The 4,117-nt window shown below is 48.9% G+C and carries 6 protein-coding genes; 2 read left to right on the forward strand and 4 right to left on the reverse strand.

Annotated elements, in window-relative coordinates:
* Nucleotides 1-401 precede the first annotated feature (401 nt).
* Nucleotides 402-998, forward strand: coding sequence for a GNAT family N-acetyltransferase (locus AC1DWB_RS31770; RefSeq protein ID WP_477545097.1), 597 nt, complete (start codon nucleotides 402-404; stop codon nucleotides 996-998).
* A 32-nt stretch (nucleotides 999-1,030) separates the two neighbouring features.
* The gene (locus tag AC1DWB_RS31775; RefSeq protein WP_477545098.1) at nucleotides 1,031-1,696 is read left to right on the forward strand and encodes an aspartate/glutamate racemase family protein; all 666 of its coding nucleotides are present in this window, start codon (nucleotides 1,031-1,033) and stop codon (nucleotides 1,694-1,696) included.
* Between the two features lie 55 nt (nucleotides 1,697-1,751).
* Here AC1DWB_RS31775 and AC1DWB_RS31780 read toward each other — a convergent pair whose 3' ends face one another.
* From AC1DWB_RS31780 to AC1DWB_RS31795, 4 genes are all read right to left on the reverse strand, one after another.
* Nucleotides 1,752-2,621 (reverse strand): metallophosphoesterase family protein, encoded by an 870-nt coding sequence (locus AC1DWB_RS31780; protein ID WP_477545099.1) that lies wholly within the window; start codon nucleotides 2,619-2,621, stop codon nucleotides 1,752-1,754.
* Nucleotides 2,622-2,661: 40 nt separating this feature from the next.
* Nucleotides 2,662-2,853, reverse strand: coding sequence for a uracil-DNA glycosylase (locus AC1DWB_RS31785; RefSeq protein ID WP_477545100.1), 192 nt, complete (start codon nucleotides 2,851-2,853; stop codon nucleotides 2,662-2,664).
* 89 nt (nucleotides 2,854-2,942) lie between these two features.
* Nucleotides 2,943-3,608, reverse strand: a complete 666-nt coding sequence (locus AC1DWB_RS31790; protein WP_477545101.1) for an SIMPL domain-containing protein — start codon at nucleotides 3,606-3,608, stop codon at nucleotides 2,943-2,945.
* Between the two features lie 178 nt (nucleotides 3,609-3,786).
* Nucleotides 3,787-4,089, reverse strand: a complete 303-nt coding sequence (locus AC1DWB_RS31795) for a hypothetical protein (protein WP_477545102.1) — start codon at nucleotides 4,087-4,089, stop codon at nucleotides 3,787-3,789.
* Between the last annotated feature and the right edge of the window lie 28 nt (nucleotides 4,090-4,117).

The following is a 4,117-nucleotide window of genomic DNA, read 5'->3' on the forward strand; positions in this document are numbered from 1 at the left end:
CGATTTGAACATACGGTGCAAGTAGGAGGGGGAGACAGCTACGACTGCTGCAACAACATCCAGAGACAAGTCCTCGGGTAGATGACCCTCTATGTAATCGATGGCTCGATTCACAATCGCTGTATGCTCTTCCAGGAGATTAGGATTTTTGGCTCTCATCGGGTCGGGTTCATTCCTCCAGAAGTGGTCTATATCTAATGGAGTTCGATGAAAGCACGTGATTCCCTTCAATACCGCTTAGACAAAATCTTTTTTTCAACATAAGCCTTTTAAACAACAAGTCAGCGCATCCTAGTTCTCGTCYAAGTGGTACTCTAAATACTAGCAAAAGTGGATCTTGGTTCATCCGCTAACTTACTTTATGCTAGTTGTACTTAATGGACAAGGAAGGATGAAGAGACTTGGTATTACAATCGATTGATCTTATCGGGACTCGCGCTAGATTGACCCCGCTCACGATGGAGCATGCCGAGGGGTTATATATCGCTTCCCAAAGTCCGGAAATCTGGACTTACTTACCAGACCGAATCAACAGCTTGCAAGACACAAGAACGTTTATTGAAGAAGCTCTGGCTGATAAGCAGGTTGGGACAGAGATGCCATTCGCAGTAATCGATCAGGAGTCCGGCGCAGTAGTAGGATCGACCCGATTGATGAATATCGCGATCAACAATCGCAGCTTGGAGATCGGGTGGACGTGGTATGATCGCTCAGTCTGGCGTACGCGGATCAATACCGAATGTAAGTATTTACTGCTTTGCTATTGCTTCGAAACTTTGCAAACAGTACGTGTCCAATTCATCGCAGATATTCGAAATGAACGATCCAATCGAGCGATCCGAAGAATAGGGGCCTCGCACGAAGGTGTACTTAGACGGAATCGCATTCTAAACGACGGATATATACGGGATGCGAACGTGTATAGCATCATTGCGGAAGAGTGGCCAGACGTCAAAGCAAATCTTGAAATTTTTCTACGGGAAAAATACACATCTTAGGCACTAGTATGAAGAGGAAGGAGCTGGAACGGATGAGAATAGGCTGCTTTCACGCGCATTATTCCAATATCGAGCTGATTGAGCAAGCTTTGAACGCCTATGATGTAGAGTTGATTCATTATGTAGACCCTGGGCTGGATCGGATCAAGAAGGATACGGATTTCCATGCACAAGTTGCGGAGAAGAAAGTGCAAGACACGCTAACCTGGATAGCTCAATGTCATGCGGACGCTATTCTGATCACTTGCACGTATTTCGCAGCTGTGCTCCAGGGTGAGCAGCACGCGCTCACAATCCCGGTTGTCACAATCGACGATCCGTTGTTCCAGGATGTGTGTAGGATGGATCGCCCCGTGATCATGGTGTTTACGAATCCAAGCACGGTTCAGGGTACTTTACACAGGTTAGCTCTATACTCCCAGCGTGCCGGAACCGAGCTCCAAGTGGAGCATCGACTGTTGGACCACACGTTCGAACTGATTATGCAGGGGCGCCAAGCGGAATATAAGGCATTGGTTGCCGAGGGGCTGACTCAGATTGCAACGGAACGTCTCGATGCTGTGATTGTAGCGGCCCAATTATCGATGGCGGCAGCAGCTTGGCAAGTGGAACAGACGTTGGGCGTCCGAATAGGCAATCCATTGGCAGCATTAGCGAGCCACATGGAGCAGGTCCTGCTACTACAACGAAAGCTCTAAGGCAAGTAATACCTGGACATTATAACGGAGCTCACTCACGAATGGAGGAGCCCCGTTATTTGTGTTGCCTCACCTTATCAACATAGGCGCAGAAGTCGAAGTCTCTTTCGAATTCGGACAACCAGTCATCGGTTATGTAATTCAGGGAACGTGTACCGGTATCCATGATTGCAATACTTCCAGGTTGAACTCTTCTCCTCTCGCCATCGTCCCGCAAATCTACTAACACATTCAATCCCAGGTAAGTTGTATTCCCGAAGCGCTTAGGACCGTTCATATGGTGGTAGTGGCCTGCAATTAGGTAATGGGGTTCGATGGTGTCGATTAGCTCGGAGATGAGTGTAGACCCTTGGGTGTGACCTAGAAAATTCGTTCCGATTCCATAAGGAGCATCGTGTGTGACCAGAACGTCTATTCGGCCAGGAACTTGCCTGCCCAGTTGCTCGTAGGCGGTGGTGTTGATCGACTTTTGACTAGGAACCGCAGTTTGGATGCCACCCAGAAAGGCGATTCGGCACGAATTCACTTCCAGGATGGTGCCATCTGCCACATAGCGGTACGTGTCGAATGGGTCAACGGTCACAACACCTTGACTCGCTTGTTGTTGGATTGCATCCAGCCAATCGAAGTCTTCATGATTGCCGCGGATAAAATAGATCGGGTTCAAGTGTTGCTCTCGAATATAGCGGATGTCATCGGCCAGTCTCCCGTCTGCGTGCAATAGACGTTGAAAATCGAGCTCAGCGGGATCTTGCCGTACATATTTCTCATTCCGTACTTCTTCACATGGTGCTGGATATGCACCTAGATCGCCAACCTGAATAATAAGATCCAGCTTTTGCTGGGTGTGAAGCTGCCATGCCGTCAGTACTGCTAACGTATGCAATACTCGGCCATGAATATCTCCTACAAAGGCGATTAACAATAAGGCTCCTCCCTACACAGGCGCTTTCTGGAAATCGACTTCACCCCTGGTTCGTAGTCGTTCCCTTAGGCTCGAATTTCAAGCAAGCGCTGCCCGATGAAGAGAGCACCGTAACACTTGGCATGGTTTGCGTCTTGAATCCGAATGCCCGGCAGCCCTTCGGGAATTTTGTGTCCCATGTGACGTAGAAATGGACGCATTTCATACAGTCGATTCGCTGTGTGTCTGACATTTTCTCGATCCCTCTGATTCTCAATATAAAGGCAACTCTATTATGTTGGACTCTTCTGAAAATAGCAAGAAATGTTAACTGGACCTAAGTCACGCATAGTAATACCAGACCCGGACGGAAGCCCGTATCGTCAGTTGACCCGGTTGAATAGGTGTAGTGGGGCTTGCCAATAGTTTGGCGGATGTGAAAGGCACCGGTTCTACTAAATGGGAGAGCTCCTGGACTCTATAGGGAATGGCGCCGAGCGTTACTCCCAACGTGGTCGCGATCGTAGCCGCTTTGAGTCGGGCGTTCCGAACAGCAGCGGATAATGCCTGGTTCTCATACAGCTCCGGCTTGGACGTAGTGAACCGAATGCTGGTAATGACATTGGCGCCATTCGAGACAGCGTTGTCCACGATTGTACCGGTTTCCGCCACGCGATCCGTCGTAATCGTCAGGAGATGGGTCACTTTATAACCACGGAACTGCTGCTTGCCATCCACGAAGTCGTATTGCATTTCAATGCGATAATCGCTCGTCTGGATGTTCTCCCGAGGAATGTTCATATTCAGAAGTGACTGGATGATGTTCGTTACGATTGTGGCATTCTCGGTCTGGGCCAAGTGCAATTCAGGTTTCTCCGTCTCAGCTCCCAATACGATAACTGCGCGATCGGCTGGGGCTGCCACCGTTCCTTCTCCGAGCACCTCGAGAGTCGAGTGGACTCTGGACGGATGCGACGATACCTCTTCATTGGACAGATTACGGTTCATTAACATTCTCCTCTCGCTTACATCTTCTTCCTCTAATGTATGGGGAGATCGTTCATGTCATTCTTTACATTAACGAAAAGCCGCACAGCCTCGATGTCCAAGGAATGCGGCTTGTTCGGTGTTACATGATCCGTCGGTATGGAATCGTCATAGGATCAAGAGGCCACCTTTATGAATATTATGCTTTCCTTCGCTTGCCGATTTCTTCTGTCACCACGAAGGCCAGCGCTTCATTGTCGTACAGCGACAACACACCTAGCAGTGTTGTATCGGAGATGTCGCCCGCTTCCTCTTGAGGCACGGTTAATTGTAATGCCTGCTCCAGAGCAAGGTTGGCGAGTTGATCCGGGTAAGCGCGGGCATACAGCTCTGCAGGATCCAGCTCATTGTTAACGCACCATTGTGCGAACACCAGAATCATCATTTGCTCGTCCTGTTGGTAATTCTGAATAATCTGTTGTTCGATTTCTTTGCGGCTCATTGCACATTCTCCTTGCAGACTGTAATAT

The organism is Paenibacillus sp. P4_E11 (genome assembly GCF_056401635.1).